The sequence below is a fragment of the Pseudomonas sp. No.117 genome (genome assembly GCF_054558395.1).
Window position 1 is genome coordinate 677,663 of the sequence record NZ_BAAJNP010000002.1, and the last position, 17,630, is coordinate 695,292.

General features: G+C 66.4%; 14 protein-coding genes and 2 pseudogenes. 8 read left to right on the plus strand and 8 right to left on the minus strand.

Annotated features, from left to right (window positions below):
- Nucleotides 1–238: 238 nt before the first annotated feature.
- Genes ACYJP6_RS06535 through ACYJP6_RS06545 form a run of 3 tightly spaced genes read right to left on the minus strand, consistent with a single transcriptional unit; the run spans nt 239 to nt 2,864 of the window.
- Complete coding sequence (locus ACYJP6_RS06535; protein WP_074529420.1) at nt 239–400, minus strand: DUF2474 domain-containing protein; 162 nt, start codon at nt 398–400, stop codon at nt 239–241.
- Nucleotides 400–1,422 carry a cytochrome d ubiquinol oxidase subunit II gene (gene cydB / locus ACYJP6_RS06540; RefSeq protein WP_459474232.1) on the minus strand — a complete coding sequence of 341 codons (1,023 nt, stop codon included), beginning with the start codon at nt 1,420–1,422 and terminating at the stop codon, nt 400–402. The genes ACYJP6_RS06535 and cydB overlap by 1 nt, the downstream gene beginning before the upstream one ends.
- Nucleotides 1,419–2,864, minus strand: a complete 1,446-nt coding sequence (locus tag ACYJP6_RS06545; protein WP_459474233.1) for a cytochrome ubiquinol oxidase subunit I — start codon at nt 2,862–2,864, stop codon at nt 1,419–1,421. Before ACYJP6_RS06545 ends, cydB begins: the two co-directional genes overlap by 4 nt.
- Before the next feature lie 479 nt (nt 2,865–3,343).
- Between ACYJP6_RS06545 and ACYJP6_RS06550 the strand changes: the two genes are divergently transcribed.
- From ACYJP6_RS06550 to ACYJP6_RS06570, 5 genes and pseudogenes are all read left to right on the plus strand, one after another.
- Nucleotides 3,344–4,573, plus strand: coding sequence for an MFS transporter (locus ACYJP6_RS06550; RefSeq protein ID WP_459474234.1), 1,230 nt, complete (start codon nt 3,344–3,346; stop codon nt 4,571–4,573).
- A 150-nt stretch (nt 4,574–4,723) separates the two neighbouring features.
- A pseudogene (locus ACYJP6_RS06555) lies at nt 4,724–5,227 on the plus strand (MCP four helix bundle domain-containing protein); the annotation flags it as partial.
- Between the two features lie 600 nt (nt 5,228–5,827).
- Nucleotides 5,828–6,352: pseudogene (locus ACYJP6_RS06560) on the plus strand (methyl-accepting chemotaxis protein); the annotation flags it as partial.
- An 88-nt stretch (nt 6,353–6,440) separates the two neighbouring features.
- Nucleotides 6,441–7,244 (plus strand): glucose 1-dehydrogenase, encoded by an 804-nt coding sequence (locus tag ACYJP6_RS06565; protein WP_459474235.1) that lies wholly within the window; start codon nt 6,441–6,443, stop codon nt 7,242–7,244.
- Entirely contained in the window at nt 7,237–9,066 is a 1,830-nt protein-coding gene (locus tag ACYJP6_RS06570; protein WP_459474236.1) for a glycoside hydrolase family 15 protein, read from the plus strand. The genes ACYJP6_RS06565 and ACYJP6_RS06570 overlap by 8 nt, the downstream gene beginning before the upstream one ends.
- Before the next feature lie 557 nt (nt 9,067–9,623).
- Here ACYJP6_RS06570 and ACYJP6_RS06575 read toward each other — a convergent pair.
- Nucleotides 9,624–9,806, minus strand: coding sequence for a hypothetical protein (locus ACYJP6_RS06575; RefSeq protein ID WP_459474237.1), 183 nt, complete (start codon nt 9,804–9,806; stop codon nt 9,624–9,626).
- Nucleotides 9,807–9,913: 107 nt separating this feature from the next.
- Nucleotides 9,914–10,318 carry a response regulator gene (locus tag ACYJP6_RS06580; protein ID WP_459474238.1) on the minus strand — a complete coding sequence of 135 codons (405 nt, stop codon included), beginning with the start codon at nt 10,316–10,318 and terminating at the stop codon, nt 9,914–9,916.
- A gap of 248 nt (nt 10,319–10,566) precedes the next feature.
- Between ACYJP6_RS06580 and betT the strand changes: the two genes are divergently transcribed.
- Both betT and ACYJP6_RS06590 read left to right on the plus strand, forming a co-directional pair.
- Complete coding sequence (betT, locus tag ACYJP6_RS06585; protein ID WP_459474294.1) at nt 10,567–12,531, plus strand: choline BCCT transporter BetT; 1,965 nt, start codon at nt 10,567–10,569, stop codon at nt 12,529–12,531.
- Nucleotides 12,532–12,658: 127 nt separating this feature from the next.
- Nucleotides 12,659–13,729 (plus strand): AbrB family transcriptional regulator, encoded by a 1,071-nt coding sequence (locus tag ACYJP6_RS06590; protein ID WP_459474239.1) that lies wholly within the window; start codon nt 12,659–12,661, stop codon nt 13,727–13,729.
- 21 nt (nt 13,730–13,750) lie between these two features.
- Here ACYJP6_RS06590 and ACYJP6_RS06595 read toward each other — a convergent pair whose 3' ends face one another.
- Complete coding sequence (locus ACYJP6_RS06595) at nt 13,751–14,011, minus strand: hypothetical protein (RefSeq protein WP_459474240.1); 261 nt, start codon at nt 14,009–14,011, stop codon at nt 13,751–13,753.
- Between the two features lie 200 nt (nt 14,012–14,211).
- On the opposite strand from ACYJP6_RS06595, the gene ACYJP6_RS06600 reads away from it, so the two are divergent.
- A complete protein-coding gene (locus ACYJP6_RS06600) occupies nt 14,212–15,744 on the plus strand; it encodes a GGDEF domain-containing protein (protein WP_459474241.1) in 1,533 nt (510 codons plus the stop codon).
- On the opposite strand, the gene ACYJP6_RS06605 is transcribed toward ACYJP6_RS06600, so the two are convergent.
- Both ACYJP6_RS06605 and ACYJP6_RS06610 read right to left on the minus strand, forming a co-directional pair.
- Nucleotides 15,741–16,760 (minus strand): GGDEF domain-containing protein, encoded by a 1,020-nt coding sequence (locus tag ACYJP6_RS06605; RefSeq protein WP_459474242.1) that lies wholly within the window; start codon nt 16,758–16,760, stop codon nt 15,741–15,743. The two genes, ACYJP6_RS06600 and ACYJP6_RS06605, sit on opposite strands and share 4 nt — an antisense overlap.
- A 111-nt stretch (nt 16,761–16,871) precedes the next feature.
- Entirely contained in the window at nt 16,872–17,621 is a 750-nt protein-coding gene (locus ACYJP6_RS06610; protein WP_459474243.1) for a YkgJ family cysteine cluster protein, read from the minus strand.
- Nucleotides 17,622–17,630 lie beyond the last annotated feature (9 nt).

Below are 17,630 nucleotides of genomic sequence, written 5' to 3' on the forward strand. Positions count from 1 at the left end.
GCCAAGCTGATTTTAGCAAGCTACTGACGCTCTTTGTTTCGCCCGGCGAGGGCGGAACGAGGGCTATCCGAGCACGCCGTAAACCAGCCTGGCGACCAAGCTAACCGCCCCCACCCCAACCCTCCCCCGCAAGCGGGAGAGGGGGCTGTCCAGCGTAAAGGGTAGCTTCCGAGCACAGGGTAGTTTCTCGCGTAGGGTGGATGACGGCGCAGCCTCATCCACCGAAACACCCGAGGGATCAGTGCGACTTGAGCCCCGCCGCCGTCAACACCAACCGCAGCACCCAGGCCACCACGCCCAGCGCCACCAGGCTGCACGCCCAGATACCGGCCATCCAGGCCAGCCGCTGCCAGAGCGGCTTGCTGTCGGCGGGATTGGGTTCGCGCGAGCGGCCGGCCATCAGTGGTAGCCCTCCCCCGCGCGTACCTTGCCGCGGAACACGTAGTAGCCCCAGAAGGTGTACATCAGGGTGATGGGGATGATGAACAGGGTGCCGATGAGCAGGAACAGCTGGCTCTGCGGCGGCGACGAGGCCTCCCAGATGGAGACCGCCGGCGGGATGATGTTCGGCCAGAGGCTGATGCCCAGGCCGCTGTAGCCGAGGAAGATCAGCGCCAGGGTCAGCAGGAAGGGCGCATGGTGCGAATCCTCGCGCAGGATGGCGCGCAGCAGGGCCAGGGTCACCACGCCCACCAGGATGGGCACCGGCAGGAACCAGAACAGGTTGGGCATGCTGAACCAGCGGGCGGAGATGGCCGCCTGGCTCAGCGGGGTCCAGATGCTCACTACCGCGGTGAAGGCCAGCAGCAGGAACAGCAGCGGCTTGGTCAGGCGGCGCATGGTGGCCTGCAGCGGGCCCTCGGTCTTCATGATCAGCCAGGTACTGCCCAGCAGCGCATAGGCGGCGATCACGCCCAGGCCGCAGAACACCGAGAAGGGTGTGAGCCAGTCCAGCGGGCCGCCGACGTACTGGCGATTCTCCACCTGGAAACCCTCGATGAAGGCGCCCAGGGCGACACCCTGGCAGAAGCTGGCCAGCAGCGAGCCGAAGATGAAGGACTTGTCCCACAGGGCTTCCTTGCCTTCCTGGACCTTGAAGCGGAACTCGAAGGCCACGCCGCGAAAGATCAGGCCGATCAGCATGAAGATCAGCGGCAGGTAGAGCGCCGGCAGGATCACCACGTAGGCCAGCGGGAAGGCGCCATAGAGGCCCGCCCCGCCCAGCACCAGCCAGGTCTCGTTGCCGTCCCAGATGGGCGCCACGGTATTCATCATGACGTCGCGGTCTTCCTTGCCCTTGACGAAGGGAAAGAGGATGCCGATGCCCAGGTCGAAGCCATCCATGACCACGTACATCATGAGGCCGAAGATGATGATGATCGCCCAGATCAGCGGGAGGTCGATGCCAGGGATGCCGTTCATGTGCGGTCTCCGGTCAGCTGGTCTTTGGGATTGTCTTCTTCCAGGCCGCCATCGGCGCCGGACAGCGGACGCTTGGGATGCCGATCGGTACCGGGGCCGCCCGAGGTGGGCAGGTCGCCTTCACCGGTGTGCGGGCCCTTGCCGATCATGCGCAGCGCATAGAGGGTGCCGATGCCGAACACGGCGAAATAGACCACCACGAAGGCCACCAGGGTGATGCTCAGCTGGGTGACGCTGTGGTTGGACACCCCGTCCTTGGTGCGCAACAGGCCGTAGACGATCCACGGCTGGCGGCCCACCTCGGTGGTGAACCAACCGGCCAGCAGGGCGATGAGGCCCACCGGGCCCATGCAGGTGATCAGGCGCAGGAAGCCGCGGGTCTCGAACAGCTTGCCGCGCCAGCGCAGCCAGGCGCTCCACAGGCCGGCGGCGATCATCAGCAGGCCCAGGGCGACCATGATACGGAACGACCAGAACACCACGTAGGCCGGCGGCCGGTCTTCCTTGGGGAAGTCCTTGAGCGCCGGGATCGGCTCGGTGAGGCTGTGCTTGAGGATCAGGCTGCCGAGCACGGGGATCTCGACCTTGAAGCGGGTTTCCTCGCGCTCCATGTCCGGCCAGCCGAACAGCACCAGCGGGGTCGCCTCGCCGGGCGGATTCTCCCAGTGGCCTTCCATCGCGGCGATCTTCGCCGGCTGGTGTTCCAGGGTGTTGAGACCGTGGGCGTCACCGACCATGGCCTGGATCGGCGCCACCAGCAGGGCCATCCACATGGCCATGGAGAACATCTTGCGTACCGCCGGATTATCGTTGCCGCGCAGCAGGTGCCAGGCCGCCGAGGCGCCGACCAGGAAGGCCACCGACAGGTAGGCGGCGATGGTCATGTGCGCCCAGCGGAAGGGAAAGGATGGGTTGAAGATCACCGCCAGCCAGTCCACCGGGACGATGCGGCCGTCGACGATCTCGTAGCCGCTCGGCGTGTGCATCCAGCTGTTGGAGGCCAGGATCCAGAAGGTCGACATCAGGGTGCCGATGGCCACCATCACCGTCGAGAAGAAGTGCAGGCCACGGCCGACGCGATTCCAGCCGAACAGCATGACGCCGAGGAAGCCGGCCTCGATGAAGAAGGCGGTGAGCACCTCGTAGGTCAGCAGGGGCCCGGTCACGGCGCCGGCGAAGTCGGCGAAGCCGCTCCAGTTGGTGCCGAACTCATAGGCCATCACCAGGCCGGACACCACGCCCATGCCAAAGAAGATCGCGAAGATCTTCAGCCAGAAGTGATACAGATCCTTATAGACGTGGTTGTCGGTCTTCAGCCACAGCCCTTCGAGCACGGCGAGGAAACTCGCGGTACCGATGGAAAGCGCCGGGAAGACGATGTGGAAGGACACGGTGAAGGCGAACTGGATCCGGGCGAGATCCAGGGCTTCGAGGCCGAACATAGCTTTTCCTCTCAGGCACGCCGGCCATCGAGGGTAGCCGGTCGAGTTGGACGCTGACCGAGGTTCGAGCCCCGCCGCGCGAGGACGGTTCTAGCGCAGCGCCGAAAAAACAGCGGTGACTAGTCCATCCAGCCTGTCGAAGGGCTGACGCGGATCAACGTCAGGCTTTAGAGTAGTCCTCCTGGATACATTTGCTTACGTGGTTCGATGTCGCATTGGGCAGGCTGTCGCACCCCTGGGGCACCAGGCGCGCTATCGATGACGCGCCCTGGGCAGCGCCGCCTTTCCTCGGGCCAGAGCCTCCGGGCGGCGGCGCCCGCCTGGTCCTGGGCCGGGTCTGGAATCCGCGCCAGCCGCTGCGGCGCCGCCCGGGAAGCGGATCTGCCGCGTCTTCGACCAGGCTGCATCCCCCTCGAACTTGTCCGACGATTCGCCTCCCGGTGGCTTAAGATGCCGCCTCTGCCCTTCGAGCCCTAGCCATGTCCGGCGATACCCTGCAGTTGCGTCACCACCGTCCCTTCGTCGCCTTCTGGTTCGCCCGCATCTGCACCGCCGGCAGCTTCCAGATGCTTACCGTGGCCATCGGCTGGCACCTCTATTCGCTCACCGGCAACGTGCTCGACCTCGGCCTGGTGGGCCTGGTGGAATTCCTGCCGCGGGTGCTGTTCATGCTGCACACCGGCCATGTCGCCGACCGCTACGACCGGCGCCGGGTCGCCGCCCTCTGTCAGACCGGCCAGGGACTGATCGCCCTGGTGCTGCTGGTGGGCAGCCTCAATCACGCGGTGACCCGCGAGCTGATCTTCATCCTGGCCTTCTGTCTGGGCACCGCCCGTGCCTTCGAGCAGCCCACCACCCAGGCCCTGCTGCCCAACATCGTGCCGCCGGCGATCTTTCCCCGCGCCATCGCCGCCGCGGCCTCGGCCATGCAGGGCGCCACCATCATCGCTCCGGCGCTGGGCGGCCTGCTCTATGCCCTGGGCGCCGCCTGGGTCTATGGCCCGGCGCTGCTGTTCTACGGCATCGCCGTCCTGCTGGTCTCCAGCCTGCCGGCGCGGCAGACGCCCAGCCAGAAGGAAAAGCCGACCCTGGACAACCTGCTGGCCGGCATCCGCTTCATCAAGAGTCGCCCGGACGTGCTCGGCGCCATCTCCCTGGATCTCTTCGCCGTGCTCCTGGGCGGCGCCACCGCCCTGCTCCCGGTGTTCGCCGCCGACATCCTGCTCACCGGGCCCTGGGGCCTGGGCCTGCTGCGCTCGGCGCCGGCCGTGGGCGCCCTGGGCATGTCCTTTCTGCTCGCCTACGTCAATCTCAATCGCCACGTGGGCCGCATCATGTTCGGTTCGGTGGCGCTGTTCGGCGTCGCCACCATCGCCTTCGGGCTGTCCACCTCGTTGTGGTTCTCGCTCTTCACCCTGGTGGTGCTGGGTGCCGCTGACATGGTCAGCGTGGTGATCCGCAGCTCCTTCGTCCAGCTGGAAACCCCGGATGCCATGCGCGGTCGGGTCAGCGCGGTCAATGGTCTGTTCATTGGCGCCTCCAATCAGCTCGGCGAATTCGAATCCGGGGTCACCGCACACTTCTTCGGCACGGTGCCGGCAGTGGTGCTGGGCGGCGTCGGGACCCTGGTGATCACCGGGGCCTGGATGAAGTTGTTTCCGGGGCTGACCAGGCGCGATCGGCTGACGGAGCCACGCCAGGACAGCTGATTCCAGGCTCAGCTGCCCAGGCAGCCATTCATGCCCAAGGGATGACCGCTTGGCCTAAAGTAAAGCTTATCGCGCAAACCTTAAGCGCAAAATGTGATCTGTATCACATCGTATTTGCGTTTCGAGGTTCACATGCGTACTCCCCTTTCCATGGCCGCCCGCCTGGGCCTGGGCTTCGGCCTGATCCTGGTGTTGATGCTGCTGATCACCCTGGTGGGTGTCCAACGCGTCGGCGTCATCGACGACACCCTGACCTCGGTCAGCCAGGGCGCCAGCCTCAAGCAGCGCTATGCCATCAACTTCCGCGGCAGCGTCCATGATCGTGCCATCGCCATTCGCGATGCGGTATTGATCCATGACGCCTCGCCGCTGGCCACTCGCCTGGCCGACATCGACCGGCTCAAGGCCTTCTATCGCCAGTCCGCCGAGCCGATGGACCAGCTGTTCGCCAGCCAGGGCGCTACCGCCGAGGAACAGCGCCTGCTCGCCGCCATCAAGGACATCGAGGGCACCGCCCTGCCGCTGACCGATCGCCTGCTGCAGCTGCGCCAGGCCGGTGATCTCGAAGGCGCCCGGGTATTCCTGCTCGAGCGCGTTTCGCCGGCCTACGTCGAATGGCTCAAGCGCATCAATGCCCTGATCGACCACGAGGAAGCCATCGCCAGCGGCCATCTCGCCGACGTCCGGGCCATCGCCGGCGGCTTCCGCTGGCTGATGCTGGTGACCTGCGCCATCGCCCTGCTGCTGAGCGTGACCGTCTCCCTGCTGATCATTCGCCAGATGGGCGCCACCCTGGGTGGTGAACCCCATGCCGTGGCCGCCGCCATCCGCCGGCTGGCGGAGGGTCGCCTGGACGAGCGCCCCGCCACGCGCCATCCGGCGAGCGTCATGGGCACCCTGGGCAGCGCCACCGCACACCTGGGCGAGACCATCGTCCAGGTCCGCAGCACCGCCACCTCGGTCGCCGCGGCCGCGGCCCAGTTGCAGAGCACTGCTCAGGCCAACCAGCGGCAGACCGATGTGCAATCCAACCAGGCCCAGCACATGGCCGCGGCGGTCACCGAACTGGCGGCCACCATCGGCGAGGTCGCCGGCTATGCCGCCCAGGCGGCCCAAGCCACGGGAAATGCCAGTGCCCAGGTCGATAGCGGCAACCGCCTGGTGGCCAGCTCCGGCCAGGCCATCGGCCACCTGGTGCAGGCGCTGGAACAGGCCAGCGTCACGGTCCAGCAGGTGTCCAGCGACAGTGCCAGCATCGAGAACATCGTCGCCGTCATCAACGGCATCGCCGAGCAGACCAACCTGCTGGCGCTGAATGCCGCCATCGAGGCCGCGCGGGCCGGCGAGCAGGGCCGTGGATTCGCGGTGGTCGCCGACGAGGTCCGCAACCTGGCTACCCGCACCCAGGCCTCGACCCGCGAGATCCGCGGCATGATCGCCACCCTCCAGGAAGGAGCCAGCCGCGCCTCGGCGCAGATGGAGGAAAGCCGCGACCAGGCCCATGAAACCGCTGCCCTGACCCAGCGGGCGGTCGAGGCCCTGGCCGCCATCCAGGCCGACGTCGGCTCGGTCAACGCCATGAACAGCCAGATCGCCACCGCCGCGGCCCAGCAGAGCGCCGTGGCCGAGGAGGTCAACGAGAACATCAACCGCATCCATGCCGCCACCCTGGAAACCGCCAGCGGGTCGCAGCAGATCGCTGGCGCCAGCCGCCAACTGGCGGAACTGGCCGAGGACCTGGAGCGCCGCATGAGCCTGTTCCGCACCGCCAGCGCCTGAACATCCGGCAACGCGCTCAGGCTGAACCTAGAGCCGAGCGCGGCGGTCAGCAGTCAGACACCTTTTCCGCTTCCGCGAGGAGTCCGACATGCAGCTTTCCCTCAACGGCCAGGTCGCCCTGGTCACCGGCGGCAGTTCCGGTATCGGTGCCGCCGTCGCCGAAGCCCTGGCCAAGGCCGGGGCCGCCGTCGCCATCAACTACCACTCCCATGCCGAACCGGCCGAGGAACTGGCCAAGCGCGTCCAGGACGCCGGTGGCCGCGCCATCGCCGTGGGTGGTGACGTCGGCGACGAGGCCGCGGTGCAGGCCATGTTCGAGCGCACCCTGGAGGCCTTCGGCCGACTGGATATCCTGGTGGCCAACTCCGGCCTGCAGAAGGACGCCGCGGTCGCCGAGATGTCCCTCAAGGACTGGAACACCGTCATCAACACCAACCTCACCGGCCAGTTCCTCTGCGCCCAGGCGGCCATCCGCCAGTTCCGCCAGCAGGGCCGCGATGACAAGATCTCCCGCGCCCTGGGCAAGATCATCCACATGAGCTCGGTGCACGAGGTCATCCCCTGGGCCGGCCATGTCAACTACGCCGCCTCCAAGGGCGGGATCTACATGCTCATGCGCAGCCTGGCCCAGGAGGTGGCGGCCGAGGGCATCCGCATCAACAGCATCGCCCCGGGCGCCATCGCCACCGCCATCAACGAGGACGTCACCGGCGACGAGACCAAGGCCCGCGAACTGCTCAAGCTGATTCCCTACAAGCGCGTCGGCCATGTGGAAGACATCGGCAACGCGGCGGTCTTCCTCGCCAGCGACCTGGCCGACTACATCGTCGGGACCACCCTCTTCGTCGACGGCGGCATGTGTCTCTATCCGGGGTTCGAAGACAATGGCTGATTCGACCTCGGTGCACGCCCGCCGCAGCATCGGCGCCCACGGTGTCATCGGTGACCTGCGCACCTGCGCCCTGGTCGCCACCGACGGCACCATCGATCACTTCTGCTGGCCGAACCTGGACAGCCCCTCGGTGTTCGCCGCCCTGCTGGACTCGGAAAAGGCCGGTTATTTCAGCCTGGCACCGCTCTGGGACGACGCCCGTGAGCAACAGCTCTACCTGCCGGACACCAACATCCTGCAAACCCGCTGGCTGTCGGCGGCGGGCGTCGCCGAGGTCACCGACCTGATGCCGGTATGCAGCAGCGAGGACACCAAGCCCCGTATCGTCCGCCGGGTCCAGATGGTCGCCGGGAGTGGCCGTATCCGCCTGCATTGCGCACCGGCCCACGACTATGCCCGGGCCACCACCCGCGCCCGGCGGCTGGACGACGGCGCCCTGTTCGAAGCCGAGGGTCAGCCCAGCCTGCGCCTGGCTTCTCCGGTGCCGCTGGAGGTGGAAGGCAATGCCGCCCATGCCGAATTCGACCTGCAGCAGGGCGATACCCTGGACTTCGTCTTCGGCTGCGCCGAGGACGAGCACGTGACGGCCGGCGACAGCGATCTCTGCTTCCAGGAGACCCTGGCCTACTGGACCCGCTGGACCGCCCAGAGCCACTACCAGGGCCGCTGGCGCGAGATGGTCACCCGCTCCGCCCTGGCGCTGAAGCTGCTGACCTCCTGCAAGCACGGTTCCATCGCCGCGGCCGCGACCTTCAGCTTGCCCGAAGCCCTGGGCGGGGAGCGCAACTGGGACTATCGCGCCTCCTGGATCCGCGATTCCTCCTTCACCGTCTACGCCTTCATGCGCCTGGGCTATACCGCCGAAGCCAAGGACTTCATCCACTGGGTCGGCCGCTGCATGAAGAACAGCCATAACGAGCCGGAGCGGCTGCAGATCATGTATCGCCTCGACGGCGGCCTGGATCTGCCCGAGGAGACCCTCGACCATCTCGCCGGCTATGCCGACTCCAGTCCGGTACGGATCGGCAACGAGGCCTACAAGCAGACCCAGCTGGACATCTACGGCGAGCTGATGGACGCCGTCTACCTGTCCAACAAGTATGGCGAAGCCATTTCCCACGGGGGTTGGCGCCACGTAGTGCGGATGATCGACCACGTCTGCGAGGTCTGGGACACCCCGGATGCCGGTATCTGGGAAATGCGCGGCGAGCCTGAGCACTTCCTGCACTCGCGGCTGATGTGCTGGGTGGCCATCGACCGGGCGCTGCGCCTGGCGGTCAAGCGTTCGCTACCGATGCCCTATGAGCGCTGGTACGCGGCGCGCTCGGCCATCCAGGAGGACATCTGGGACAACTTCTGGAACCCCGAACTGGGTCACTTCACCGCCACCCGCCAGGGCAAGAGCCTGGATGCGGCCATGCTGCTGATGCCGCTGGTGCGCTTCGTCAGCGCCACCGACCCCCAGTGGCTGGCGACCCTCGACGCCATCAAGGAGCACCTGACCTACGACGGCATGATCCGCCGCTATGACCCTGCGGACACCCCGGCGGACAACCTCGACGGTGAAGAAGGCGCCTTCGTCGCCTGCTCCTTCTGGTACGTCGAATGCCTGGCCCGCGCCGGGCGGGTGGACGAGGCGCACCTGGAGTTCGAGAAACTGCTCGGCTACGCCAACCCCCTGGGGCTCTACGCGGAAGAACTGGACAAGCGCGGCTACCCCCTGGGCAACGTGCCCCAGGCGCTCTCGCACCTGGCGCTGATCAGCGCGGCCTTCTTCCTCGACCGCCGCCTCAGCGGCAAGGATCCGCAGTGGCAGCCGTAACCTGACCCACATCGCGGCCGTGGCGGACCGGCGATGCGGCCGCTCCAACGGATGACGACCCGATAGCCAATCGTGATCCTGCCCAGACGGATCCAGATGGATAAAGCCGAACATCTGCTCGAACCGCCCCCTCTCCCTCTGGGAGAGGGTTGGGGAGAGGGTACCGCGTGCTACGAAGCTACTCGTGGAAAAGGCCATGCCGTTTTCCAGGCTACGACGCTGATCTGCGCGGCCTTCTTCCTGAACCGCCGACCCAGCGGCAAGGTTCCGCAGTGGCAGCCGTAGCGAACAGCAAAGGTAGGTTGGGCTGAGGCGGCACCATCTTCGAAGCCCAACGAGGCGGAGTGGATCGTAACCCTGCCTCGTCGGGCTTCGTTCGCCCGTAGGCCTCGGTGTTAGCGCCCGTATCTTTTGTTGCCACCGGCGGTAATGCAGTAACGCCCGCCGCGAGGCCCGATACAGACATTGCCGCCACTGCAGGAGCAATCGTCAGATATGGAAGATGAGTTGGAATAGCTACGCCTACTGGACGAGCGCCGACTACTGCCCGAATGCCCTCAGGCTTCCTGCCAGGCGTTGGCCTGACTGACCGTATCGGCGAAAGGCGTTGGAATGCGCCCTCCTCGCGGGTTAGACAGCGCAGGGACCTGCTTCGCCTTGTCCAAGACCAACGCATCAGCGTGTTCGGTCATGACAAGGCCAAGGGCAACGAAAAGCAGTACCGGGATCCGTTTGTTCATGCAGCGTCCCTGTGCAGATAAATAAAGGCACAGGCTGACGTCTCGTTCGATAAGGCCCAACACCCAATGGATCGGAGGTCAAAAGAGCGGGGCCTGCGGACGAAGACTCACGCCACCCGACTCTGCCCCAGCGCCTCGTTGACACAATTGGCCATGTCGTCGATATGCCAGGGTTTGGGCATGAAGCGGGTACGCCCGGCTCCGCGAGGCACTGCCAGGCGGTCGCCCGAGGTGAGGATGACCGGGATGTGCGGCCAGCGCTGGGCGACCAGTTGCGCCAGCGCCTCGCCGTCCAGGCGTCCCGGCATGCGGACATCGGTGAAGAGCACGTCGATCCGGGCGCCGGTCTGCTCCAGGTAGCTCAGGGCCGCATCGGCGGTCGACACCGCCACCACCTGCAGGTCAACCAAGGACTCCAGGGCTTCGGTGGCCAATTCTCGCAGCAACGGCTCGTCCTCTACCAAAAGGAGCAGAGGTCGATAGGAGCCGAGTGGAGAAGATGCCTGATTCATACCCAACAGACTTTGCCGGAAGGTCGCGGTTCTGACCGTCTGGCCTGCGCGCGACGAAAGTCGACCACCGGCACGAGCAAACCCTCTGGACGGCAACTTTCCAGCCCTCGCCCACTCGAAGCGTTCACCTCAGGGGTCGCCTGTGGTATTCTTTTTTAATCGAACGATCAATAAAAAAAGAATTTCCTCTTTTCGTCAGCTCGCAAGGAGTCCTCATGAGTGCGACGCCCTCATCCGGCACCGTACGGCTGAATCCCCCCGCCTTCTATTGCGCGGCCGCGGTGATCCTGCTGTTTTCCCTGATCGTCATCAGTCGCCCCGACCAGGCGGGCGCCTGGTTGCTGCAGGCCCAGACCTGGGCTGCCAATACCGTCGGCTGGTACTACCTGCTGGCCATGACGCTCTATCTGGTGTTCGTGGTGGTCACCGCCCTGTCCGGCTACGGCAAGATCAAGCTCGGTGCCGACCACGACCAACCCGAATTCAGCTACCTGTCCTGGGCCGGTATGCTGTTCGCCGCCGGCATCAGCATCACCCTGTTCTTCTTTTGCGTCTCCGAACCCCTGACCCACTTCGCCCAGCCGCCGACCGGTGAAGGGGGCACGCCGGCCGCCGCCCGCCAGGCGATGCAGATCCTCTTCCTGCACTGGGGGCTGCACGGCTGGGGCGTGTTCGCCCTGGTGGCCATGGCGCTGGCCTACTTCGCCTATAGACACAACCTGCCGCTGGCCCTGCGCTCAGCGCTCTATCCGCTGATCGGCAAGCGCATCAACGGGCCCATCGGCCACGCCGTGGACGCCTTCGGCATCATCGCCACCATCTTCGGCCTGGGCGCCGACCTGGGATTCGGCGTGCTGCACCTCAATGCCGGGCTCGACTACCTGTTCGGCATCAGCCACAGCCATTGGGTGCAACTGATCCTCATCGTGCTGATGATGGGCGCGGCCATCGCCGTGGCCGTCTCCGGCGTCGACAAGGGCGTGCGCATCATGTCCGACATCAACATGGTGCTGGCCGTCGCCCTGCTGCTGTTCGTGCTGTTCGCCGGTCCCACCCAGCACCTGCTCAACACCCTGATCCAGAACATCGGCGACTACCTCGCGGCGCTGCCGGGCAAGAGCTTCGATCTCTATGCCTACGACGAGCCCTCCGACTGGCTGGGCGGCTGGACGGTGTTCTACTGGGCCTGGTGGATCGCCTGGGCACCCTTCGTCGGGCTGTTCATCGCGCGCATCTCGCGCGGCCGCACCATCCGTGAATTCGTCTTTGGCGTGCTGTTCATCCCGCTGGGCTTCACCCTGGCCTGGCTGTCGATCTTCGGCAACAGCGCCCTGGAACTGGTCCTCGGCCAGGGCATGAATGGCCTGGCGCAGACCGCCCTCACCGATCCGGCCATGGCCTTCTACCAGGTGCTGGAGACCTATCCGGCCAGCCGCGTGGTGATCAGCGTGGCCGTGCTGGTGAGCTTCGTCTTCTTCGTCACCTCGGCCGATTCGGGCACCGTGGTGCTCTCCACCCTGTCGTCCACCGGTGGCGAGGCGGACGAGGACGGTCCCAAGTGGCTGCGGGTGTTCTGGGGCGCCGCCGTGGCGGTGGTCACCGGCGGCCTGCTGTTCGCCGGCAGCATGGATGCACTGAAGTCGGCGGTGGTGCTGACCTCGCTGCCCTTCTCGGTGGTGGTGCTGTTGATGATGTGGGGCCTGCACAAGGCGCTGCACCTGGAAACCCAGCGCCAGCGGGCGCGGCTGCACTCCCTCGCCCCGGTGGCGACCAATGGCAAGGCGCGCCATGGCGGCTGGCGCCAGCGCCTGGCCCAGGCGGTGTACTTCCCCTCGCGGGACGAGGTGTATCGCTTCATGGACAGCACCGTGCGGCCGGCGATGGAAGAGATGGTCGAGGTGTTCCGCGAGAAGGGCCTGGTGGTGGACACCCAGTTCGACGCCACCAATGCCAACCTGCAACTGATCATCGGCCATGGCGAAGAGCATCCCTTCGTCTACCAGGTGATCATGCAAGGCTATTTCACCCCCTCCTTCGCTCGCGCCGGCATGGGCGGCCTGCACCTGAAGAACCGCCGCTACTACCGCGCCGAGGTGCACCTGACCGAGGGTAGCCAGGACTATGACCTGGTGGGCTACAACCGCGAGCAGATCCTCAACGACATGCTCGACCAGTACGAACGCCATCTGCAATTCCTGCATCTGGTGCGCTAGCAAGTGGTTTTTTCCCTGACCGAAAGGCCATCGAAAGTCACGAACGTCGTATAATCGCCCCAGGGCCGGCCCGCGCCGGCCCTGGGGTCGGTACGCCTCACCGGTCCCTCGTCGCTCGGAGACCGTCTTGTCCGCCCCCGCTACCCCTGCGCCCTATTCACCGCTGTTGCAATGGCTCGCCCTGATCCTCTGCTCCGCCCTGGTCGGCGGCGTGCTGAGCTGGCTGCAGGTGCCCGCCGCGCTCTTTCTCGGTCCCATGCTCACAGCCATCGCCTTTGGCGTCGGCGGCGCCAGCATCCGCCTGCCCCGACGCCTGTTCCAGTCCGGCCAGGGCGTGGTGGGTTGCCTGATCGCCCATGCCATGACCGCGGCGGTGCTGCTGACCGTGGCCGAACATTGGCCGGTGATGCTGCTGGCGACCGTCCTGACCGTCCTGCTCAGCCTGCTCACCGGCGCCCTGCTGGTCCGCTTCGGCGGCCTGCCCGGCAGCACCGCCGCCTGGGGCACCACGCCGGGCGCCGCGGCCGCCATGGTGGCCATGGCCGAGGAATACGGCGCCGATCCCCGCATCGTCGCCACCATGCAGTACGTGCGGGTGGTCTGCGTGGTGCTGATCAGTGCGCTGGTCGGGCGCCTGCTCGGCGCCGAAGGCAGCGGGACCGGGCACCAGGCGACGGAGATCAGCTTGAACGGACACTTCGCGTTCAACCTGTTGCTGACGCTGGCGGTAGCCCTCGCCGGCAGTTGGCTGGGTGGGCGCCTGTTTCCCGCCGGCGCGCTGCTCGTGCCTATCGCCCTGGGCACCCTGCTGCAACTCAACGGCTGGCTGGACATCACCCTGCCCCACGTCCTGCTCGCCGTGGCCTATGGCGCCATGGGCTGCTACGTTGGATTGCGGTTCGATCGGGCCACGGTCAGCTATGTCTGGCGCGCCTTGCCGAAGATGATCTTCGCCTCCTTGCTGCTGATCGCCCTATGCGCCCTGTCGGCGCTGCTGATGGCGCGGCTGATGCACGTGGATTTCCTCACCGCCTACCTGGCTACCAGCCCGGGTGGACTGGATTCCATGGCCATCATCGCAGTGGACGCCCACGCCGATGTCGGCCTGGTGCTGGCGATGCAGGCGTTGCGCCTGATCGGGGTGGTGCTGACCGGGCCGTTGCTGGCCCGGCAGCTGGTGAAACTCGCCCGCACCTAGGGGCAGTTGCGGGCGCGGCGGTCAGGCCGAGCGGCGCCACTCGACCTGGGCGGTGATGTTGTAGCCCTCCGCGGCATGGCCACGCACCACCACGCGGGCATCGGGATAGAAACCCTTGAGACGCTGCTCGAAGAGAAAGTAGATCTCCGCGCCGACGCGGATTTCCGCGGGGTCGGTCAGGGTCAGGGAAAAATTGCGCACTGGCTCGGCGGCATGCTGCCGCTCGTTCTGCTCGATGCGCTGCATGGCATCTTCGACGATCTGTTCGGCGATCTGCGACATCTGTGACCTCCCGGTCGGCGTTGGCTGGGGCGCCATCCCAGGGGGACGGCTGTTTCGCTAAAGACCGCAGCCGCAGCGGGAGAATTCGTCAGCCGCGCAAGATTCCGACGAAACTGTAGAATCGTCGGACTTTTCCCGCACCCAGTGCCCCGTGGCCAGCGTGCGGTCCCTGCCCAGCGAACCGAGGAATCCGCCCCACCATGGTCGACGGCACCGTCACCCCCCAGCGCAACCGGGCCGCCCAGCGCCTGGCCCTGCTCTTGCTCATAGGCGCGGTGGCGGTGATCCTGGCACTGGAGTCCTGGCAGGTCTGGCGCAACTACCAGAACGCCTTCGCCAGCGCCCGCAGCGACGTCGGCAACATCGCGCTGGCGGCCGCCCAGCATGCCGACGATGCGATCAAGGAAGCCGACTCGCTGCTGGTCAGCATCCGCGATCGCCTGGAAGACCAGCCGCTCGACGAGCTGGATCGCCCGCGCGTCCACCGCCTGCTGGCGCGCCAGGCCGCCCTGCTGCCGCAGCTGCACGGGTTGTTCATCTACGATCGCGATGGCAGCTGGCGGGTGACCGACAAGAGCAGCACGCCTCCCCAGGCCAGCAACGCCGACCGCGAGTACTTCCAGTTTCATCGGCAGCATCGCGAAGACCAGTTGCATGTCGGCGCGGTGATCGAAAGCCGCAGCACCCACGAACTCATCATTCCCGTCTCGCGGCGCCTGGAAGACAAGGAGGGCCGCTTCGCCGGCGTGCTGCTCGCCACCATCCGGCTGCAGTATTTCATCGACTACTACGCCCGCTTCCGCCTGGACGCCCGTGGCGCCATCAGCCTGGCCCTGGATGACGGGACCCTCATGGTGCGCCGTCCCTACGACCCGCAGCACATCGGTACCACCCTCGCCGACGGCGAGCTGTTTCGCCAGTACGTGACCCAGGCGGCCAACGGCACGGCGCTGGTGCGCGCCCTGATCGACGGGCAGGAACGGCTCTACGCCTTCCAGCGCCTGGAAGGCTATCCACTGGTGGCCCTGGCCGGTATCTCCAAGAGCGACATCCTCGCCAGCTGGCGGCAGGACATGCTGCGCTCGGTGATCGTGGTGGGCATCATCATCGTCGGGATGCTGATCTTCGGCTTCAGCCTGCTGCGGGAAATCCGCGCCAGCCTGCGCAGCGAGGCGGCCTTGCGCCAGGCCCACGACGACCTGCACCTCCTGACGCTCAAGGACAGCCTGACCGGACTGGGCAATCGGCGGCAGTTCGATACCCTGCTGCCGGTGGAGCTGGCGCGGGCGCAGCGCAACCACCAGCCGCTGAGCCTGCTGATGATCGACATCGATCACTTCAAGGCCTACAACGACCATTATGGCCATCCGGCGGGCGATCGCTGCCTGCAGGCGGTGGCAGGGGTCGTGGCCTCGGCGGCGCGCCGCCCGGGCGATCTGGCGGTGCGCTACGGCGGCGAGGAAATGGCCCTGCTGCTGCCCAACTGTGATGCGGCCGGCGCCCAGCGGGTGGCCCATACGGTCCAGGAGCGCCTGCAGATGCTGGAGGTGCCCCATGCCACCAGTCCCTTCGGCCGCATCACCGTCAGCCTCGGCTTCGCCGTCCAGCGCCCCGGCGAACCCCAGCCGCCGCTACCGGCCGAGCTGTTGGCCAGTGCCGACGCCGCCCTCTACCGGGCCAAGCACCTAGGGCGCAACCGCACCCACCCGCCACTGGACGCGGCCGACGCCTAGCCGCAGATCATCCCACCGCGGTAATGCACCCGGTCCTTGCCGGCACGCTTGGCCTGGTAGAGCTCGCCATCGGCCTGCTTGAGCAGATCCGACGGCTGATAGCCCGGGACCAGGCGCGCCACGCCGGCGCTGAAGGAAAAGCAGGTGCCGGTGCGGGTATTGCCGCGGATGTCGTCCAGCAGCGCCTGCAGCTGCTGCGCCAGTAGCCGTTCATCGTCGGTCTCGAGCAGTACCCCGAATTCCTCACCGCCCAGGCGGCCGAAGCGTCCGCCGGGAAAATGCCGGTTCAGGATGCTGGCCATCTCCTTGAGTACCTCATCGCCCACGTCATGGCCGAATCTGTCGTTGATCCGCTTGAAGTCGTCGATGTCGAGCATGGCGAAGTAGCAGGAGGACGAGCCCTCCCGGCAGACCTGCTCCAGGTCGAGCATGAGCGCGCGACGATTGCTGATGCTCGTCAGGGCATCGGTTTCCGCCTGCAGGCGATAACGCTCCTTGAGCTCCAGGGTACTGGCGACGATGCGGACGAAGGTGGCGTTGAGCAGCAGGCCCAGCGCCAGGCTCGCCCCGAGCATCACCAGGAACAGCGGCAGGGCCACCTCCCTGACGACGTCCATCGCACCATGGAACAGCAGCAGCCAGACCGCAGCGGCGGCGATGCCGTAGTCGAGCACATGGGAAAAGAGGATCGTCGAGCCCAGGGTGATGACGATGGCCATGGGTATCATCCAGTCGTGACCGGCCCCGCCCATGCCGAGAATCTGGTAGCGAAAGGCCAGGGCCTCGAACAGCACGAACACCAGGGCGAACAGCCGCCACAGCACGAAACGCCGAGCGGTGGCCATCGCCAGGCACGAGCCCACCATGCCCGCGAAAGCCAGCCAGCCCGCCAGCGCTACGCCATCGACCAGGAAGGGATTGACCAGCGAACTGATCAACCAGCCCAGGATGCCGGTGCATTGCGCCAATACGTTGGGCAGGTGCAGCATCTGGCGGATATGCGTCTGGTAGACCATCGAATGACCCGGGCGCCAATTATTTAGTGTCAAAATGACATCATACTACCTGACGCTCGCTTGGCCCGTCGTCAGCCGATGCATGGTGTCCCCTGGAGCTGGACGTCCGGATCAGGCTGCGGTCAGGGCGACGAAGGCACAGGTTTCGTCCAGGGCCGCGCTGATCAACGCCCCGGTTACCCGCAATTGCTCGGCCAGTTGCGCGTGGGAGAGGTGCAGCTCCCAGCCGACATCCGGCGTCGGTGCCGTCCCGCCAAGAACCTGCTCCGCCGCCGCCAGGAAAGCGTCGGCCTGCGGTCGATAGGTGGCGAAGCCGTCTCCCTTGAGGGCGGTGGTCCGAATGCCCAGCAGGGCGCAGATGGCGACCTTGCTGGCGATTTCGTCACGGTCGGCCTGCCGGGACCTCTCGATCAGTTCGGCGAGGCCCGCATCCAGTAGCTGGCCGCCATGAATGAGCGCGGGGCCTGCCTGCCAGGCCTGGGGCGGACAATCCTTGGACTCCGGCCGCAACGGCAGGTGCGGGTTGATTTCGAACGGATAGATCCGACAGACCAGCGGCCGCTGCTCATAGATGGAACAACGCTGCTCATTATCCAGGTGAATGCAGGGTCCGACGTTGTAGCCGGCGAAGGTGATCGCCAGGTAGGCCTGGGCGGCGCCACAGCGCACGGGCAGCGAGCGGCGCTCGGCATGCGGGCGCTGCTGTGGCGAAATCCCCGGCCCGGCATCGAGGAAGGCCTCCACCAGGACGATGAGCTCGCCCTTGCGCCGAACCCAGTCGATAGCTTCCGTCAAGGTCAGGGGCACATGGTGATCGGAACAGCACTTGCCGCAGCCGGTACAGGAGAAGCGTGTGGTCATGAAGGAAAC

Excerpts from the sequence above, each read along its gene's own strand:
- ACYJP6_RS06550 (WP_459474234.1), top strand. The coding sequence starts at position 3,344 with ATGTCCGGCGATACCCTGCAGTTGCGTCACCACCGTCCCTTCGTCGCC.
- ACYJP6_RS06575 (WP_459474237.1), bottom strand. The coding sequence starts at position 9,806 with ATGAACAAACGGATCCCGGTACTGCTTTTCGTTGCCCTTGGCCTTGTC.
- ACYJP6_RS06580 (WP_459474238.1), bottom strand. The coding sequence starts at position 10,318 with ATGAATCAGGCATCTTCTCCACTCGGCTCCTATCGACCTCTGCTCCTT.
- ACYJP6_RS06605 (WP_459474242.1), bottom strand. The coding sequence starts at position 16,760 with ATGGTCTACCAGACGCATATCCGCCAGATGCTGCACCTGCCCAACGTA.
- ACYJP6_RS06570 (WP_459474236.1), top strand. The coding sequence starts at position 7,237 with ATGGCTGATTCGACCTCGGTGCACGCCCGCCGCAGCATCGGCGCCCAC.
- cydB (WP_459474232.1), bottom strand. The coding sequence starts at position 1,422 with ATGAACGGCATCCCTGGCATCGACCTCCCGCTGATCTGGGCGATCATC.
- ACYJP6_RS06565 (WP_459474235.1), top strand. The coding sequence starts at position 6,441 with ATGCAGCTTTCCCTCAACGGCCAGGTCGCCCTGGTCACCGGCGGCAGT.
- ACYJP6_RS06535 (WP_074529420.1), bottom strand. The coding sequence starts at position 400 with ATGGCCGGCCGCTCGCGCGAACCCAATCCCGCCGACAGCAAGCCGCTC.
- ACYJP6_RS06545 (WP_459474233.1), bottom strand. The coding sequence starts at position 2,864 with ATGTTCGGCCTCGAAGCCCTGGATCTCGCCCGGATCCAGTTCGCCTTC.
- ACYJP6_RS06610 (WP_459474243.1), bottom strand. The coding sequence starts at position 17,621 with ATGACCACACGCTTCTCCTGTACCGGCTGCGGCAAGTGCTGTTCCGAT.
- ACYJP6_RS06595 (WP_459474240.1), bottom strand. The coding sequence starts at position 14,011 with ATGTCGCAGATCGCCGAACAGATCGTCGAAGATGCCATGCAGCGCATC.
- ACYJP6_RS06600 (WP_459474241.1), top strand. The coding sequence starts at position 14,212 with ATGGTCGACGGCACCGTCACCCCCCAGCGCAACCGGGCCGCCCAGCGC.